We start from the raw sequence: 4629 nt of genomic DNA, 5'->3' as shown, positions 1-4629 counted from the left end.
GGTTACAGCGGCCTTATCGCGCAAACATCGCCCGTGTCGCAATGATGGGGAAGGACAAATCCCAATGTTTATCGAGGTCTCAGAAGGAGGTGCACAATGAACGCCCATTGCGAAATGGCGGAGCGACCACCTCATGGCGAACCCTAACGTGCAGAACGGCGGCGGCCCGGTTATCGGAACCGTGCAGGTCGTGCCGGTCATATGGGGCAATGGCTGGCCATACGGCCAAGGCAGCCCGCTGTCTGGCCAGTTGCTGACTTTCCTGCAATTCTTCGTCGGCGCCAGCAGTCCAAACATGCTGATGTTGCACGAATACAGCACCGCCAGCACGCAGATAAATCCTGGCTCGGTCGTCAACGACCGGGTGATCACAGCCCCTGGCACGCCCCCCCACATCGCTGTCCGATGCACAAATCCAGACCGACCTGCATTCATGGATCAGCAACCAGACGCTAGGCTTTCCGCAGCCCAGCGCCAACACCGTCTACGTGCTGTTCCTGCCGCAGTCCGTAAGCGTGACGTTTCAGGGTCAAACGAGCTGTGCCGCCAACAGTTTCAATGGCTACCACTCTTCGAACGGGAACGTGCTCTATGTCGTGATACCAACTTGTAGCGTCCCGACGACAACACCGTACGGCATCGTGCTGAATACGCTCACCGTCGTGTGCAGCCACGAGTTGAGTGAGATCATTACTGATCCATCCGGAGGAAGCGGCTGGACCGATTCGAACACGAACCCGCGTGACGAAATCGGCGACATCTGTCAGGGCACTGGCTACCCGCAATTCCAACTTTCCCCCGTCGGTAATGTCCAGACTAGCGGGGGACAGACTTTTCAGGTTCAGGCAATCTGGTCGCAGATACAGAACAACTGTGTCTTTGGCCCAGAAGTGGGGTTCTCCGCGCTGGATCTTCCGACCGCCGTCTATGGCGGCCAGCCAGTCTCCGGCACGCTCTTCCTGAGCGACCCTGTACCTGCGCTGCCAGTTGCTGGTGCAACCATATCGCTCTCGACGAACAATGCTGCGGCTACGTTCAACTCGTCCACGGTCATCGTTCCCCCCGGAACAAGCACGGCGCCTATTACCGCGAGCACGGTAGCCGTTGCCGACGCAACGGTGGTGACGGCAACGGCAAAGCTGGGCGCACAAACGGTACAGCAATCGCTGACCGTCCTGTCGCCGGCCATTGCGGCATTCAAGTATGTACCGGCTTCGGCGCAAGGCTATCAGTATCCGCCGAACGCGCCGCAGGGATCGCTGACACTGAACGTTACAGCGGCCGCGGGCGGCTTGAATGTCAGCATCGTCTCGAGCGAGCCCCTGCTCGTGGTCCCGATCCCGGATATAGTCCCAATCCCTGCCGGCGCCGTCTCGCCAATTGAAGCGTTTTACCTTCAGGTCGATCCGGCCGGAGTGACGACTCCCGTGACGCTCACTGCAAGCGTTTCCGGCTCCGCAATACCATTCACGTTCGAGGTACTGGCAGGCGGCCCGTCCAACATCGTCGTGAAGAGTCTGACGCTCAGTCCGTCGACAGTGACCGGCGGTTCAACATCGTTTGCTCACTTTACACTCGCCGCAGCGGTCGGTCCCGGGGGGGCCACGTCACGGTAGAGAGCAGCAACCCCACGGAAGCGCCGGTGCCGGCGACGGTGCCGCTGGCCGCCGGCGCAACGGGCGGCTCCTTTCAGATCCACACCAAGCCGCTTCAGCAACCCATCCACATCCAGCACAGCACCATCTCGGTTGGACAAGACGGTACGCCTGCGCATGCGTTCTTAACCATCACCAGCTAAAGAGCAAGCTCAAACCCGCAAGATCGCGTAGGGCGGCGGTTATGCGCATGCCACGCAGTTCAAGCATGCGTCACCTGCTCAGGCGCCAGCGCACGGTGCTGGGGCGACTGCTGCACGAAATCGAGCGCCAGATGTCCGAGGCTTCGCACGACGGCAGGCACAACTGCGTGCGTGGCTACGTCGGGCGTGGCACATTTGCTGTCAGCGGCCAAAGTGAAACACCCTGTACGGTGAATGTCCGGAAAGCGACTTTTAACCGACCAACGAACCCAGTGACTCGAATGTCGGCAATGGCCGACAAGCAGCCCCGCCCTCTTCCGTTGGGATGGCTTGCAGAGAAGCACTAAGGTCTCGGCTGAGTTCGGCCATTCCGACCACATCCTTGTACATCCATCGTTGCACCGGATCGGGTTTTACCGCGGCATTGCGAAGTGCTTCGATCATCCGCTTCCTTGTACTAATCCAGTCGCCTACGACGATGGTTTCATTCTGGGGTTTTCAGGCTTCGATGTCGATGACCTGAGAATGGCTGCGCATCGCCTAGGCCAGCCGCACGCGAGATTGTGCGTGGGAACGATCGGTCAACTGAGACGTATGCGCCTCTTGCCGCGAGGCTCAGGCTGGCTATATGATTACCGATGCCGCTTGGTTTCCTCTGGAGCGTGTGCGAAACGTTCCGAACTAAAACGATGCGTGCCGCCGTGCTGCTATAGATGAAGTTTTCCTGGCGCCATCAACGGATGAGCGCATCACCGTTAAGCCATGCGCGACCCTTCTCATACAGCGCTTCGATTTCCGGACCCTTGAGGCCTGGCATGTCACGCTTCACGGTGTATCCAATCTTCGTCTGCGCGTATGCGAGATGGCGGTAACCCTGCGGGAACAAGCCGAGAATTTCCGGGTCCAGCTCTGGCCCCTTACCAGGTACAACCGAGTCGATGCGGTCTTTCTCGTAAATTGGCTGACGATGAACTACCTTCCAGCCCCTTTCGCACTTCTCGAAGAAGTCATAGAAGCGGCCAGTGCAGATGATATCGCACACAACCCCATCGACTTCCGCACGTTGCGAGATAGTCATCTTGGTTTGCGCGATAGCGCGCTTCCCGGTCAGGTCTATGGACGTCCCACCCAAGAAGTGCAGGATGCTGACGCCACGGTTCCAGCCTTCTTTGCTAACGCGAATGAACTCGTCAGCGGTTCCTTGAAACCAGGTTGCGATCATCATGCCATCGTCGCTCCAGACGCTGCGAAATCGCTCCCAGTCGCCAGCGTCGCGCCAAACAGCCCAATTTTCTACTGCTTCCCGGATCGAAAGGCGATCGATTATTTCGATGTCCATTTTGTTCCCTTGATGATGATCACTTGTAGGTGCAAGACGGATTTTTCGACACCCATCATCGCGACCGCACTGAGAGGCGTGCAACAGTGGCCGCACGGTAATCACCATGCGGTGTCACGAGGAGCAATCCCCCCAGTAAGTCAATGTGTTGGTCGCTCGTATGTTTCATAAGATAAATGTTGCATCCACAATTCTTCGCCATTGTCATGAGTTTGTTAGTTATGCATACATAATCGCCCCTCCATAGCTACAGCATCCAGGCCGAGATTGTTGCGGCCGAGCGGCAGAAGGTGATCTGCGTGCGTGCCACATGTGTTGATTCATGGCAGTCTTGCACTCCTAGACTGCGAAGCGAAAAATCCAGCTATTCGTCCAAAGTGTGACGGGACAGGTCGTTTGACGTCACTATCCTCTATTTCTATTGCACCGGCTTCACACGCAGCAAGCGCAATATGAATATAGATCCGTAACCCTGCGAGGTTCGAATCGTGGTGCAACGACCAACTCGGCGAAACCAAAACGAGCGAGCTATTTCTCATAAGCTTAGCGTCGATTCGATGTTCCTAATTATGAACTCGATCGCACATAGAAACTATAGTATAAACCCCAATGCGACGCACACAAAACAGGCTGCTCAAGTTAAGTCGTGGTTGTCGTTGCCAATCAGCACTGCACACGGAAGAACAGCAATGGCACCGCAGTCGATCAAGGGATCCGAGCATCTTGAAGTTAAGCCGGATTGCCGGGGGATGCGTGGCCGTTCGACTCGAGCGAGGGGCGGAATCTGTGGTCCAAGTCCCTGTCAACGGGGGACCTTCGGCGCTCCGTATGTTCCCGGGAAAGCTTCAACTAACATACGCTGTGGCGAAAATGGGCAGCAAAGGATGCGCTAAAGCCATCTGAAGCCGTAGATACTGGAAAGTCAGTAGAGTAGCCCTTCGGGTAAAACGAAAGATCCAGGCACCCGCTTTTCGAAAGGAGCATGCCAATGGGTGCATCTGTCACGGCCTTGCAAGAGCAAGATACGACGACCAACGGCCAGATGTAAGTTGCCTTCGAATTTCGGGAGAAGCGCTGGAAAATGGTGAAGCATGGAGGGTCTTTGGACTCAGGACACGGACTGGTCTATGCCGACGCAGACAATAAGAAATGGCGGTATCCGGTCGGCAAGAACGCGATAGTCGCATGGCCCTCAAGCTAAGCCCGAGCGTCACCAATACTGGTATTCTCTCTATGCTCCACTGTCACCTCTGATAAAAGGTCGAACAGGAAAGCTTTTGCCGCCGCATCCACGCTTGGAAAGATTAGCCCATGAATAACGTAAATAATGGCGGTCGCGAGCACGGGTGTTGCCACTATCCAAGCGACTGGTTGCGGGATAATGTATTTGACCGCTACAAAAGCGACTATACCGGCCCCCGGCGTCAGACTACTTGTCGTGTTATCTGATTCTTATCGACATGGTCCGGGGGCGGTAAAATCAGAGTGAATG

At 56.4% G+C, this 4629-nt stretch carries 2 protein-coding genes; one reads left to right on the top strand and one right to left on the bottom strand.

Translation table 11 applies throughout. The annotated features are described in order from the left end of the window. Positions 1–584: 584 nt before the first annotated feature. Positions 585–1616, top strand: a complete 1032-nt coding sequence (locus tag AWB69_RS44725; protein ID WP_156529214.1) for a hypothetical protein — start codon at positions 585–587, stop codon at positions 1614–1616. 915 nt (positions 1617–2531) lie between these two features. On the opposite strand, the gene AWB69_RS44715 is transcribed toward AWB69_RS44725, so the two are convergent. Then, a complete protein-coding gene (locus tag AWB69_RS44715) occupies positions 2532–3137 on the bottom strand; it encodes a nuclear transport factor 2 family protein (protein WP_062093157.1) in 606 nt (201 codons plus the stop codon). Positions 3138–4629: the final 1492 nt, after the last annotated feature.

The sequence above is a fragment of the Caballeronia udeis genome (assembly GCF_001544555.2).
Classification (GTDB): domain Bacteria; phylum Pseudomonadota; class Gammaproteobacteria; order Burkholderiales; family Burkholderiaceae; genus Caballeronia; species Caballeronia udeis.
This window is presented reverse-complemented; position numbering and strand designations above follow the sequence as displayed.

What these genes read in the sequence shown, in the direction of transcription:
- AWB69_RS44715 (WP_062093157.1), bottom strand. Translation starts at nt 3,137, where the DNA reads ATGGACATCGAAATAATCGATCGCCTTTCGATCCGGGAAGCAGTAGAA.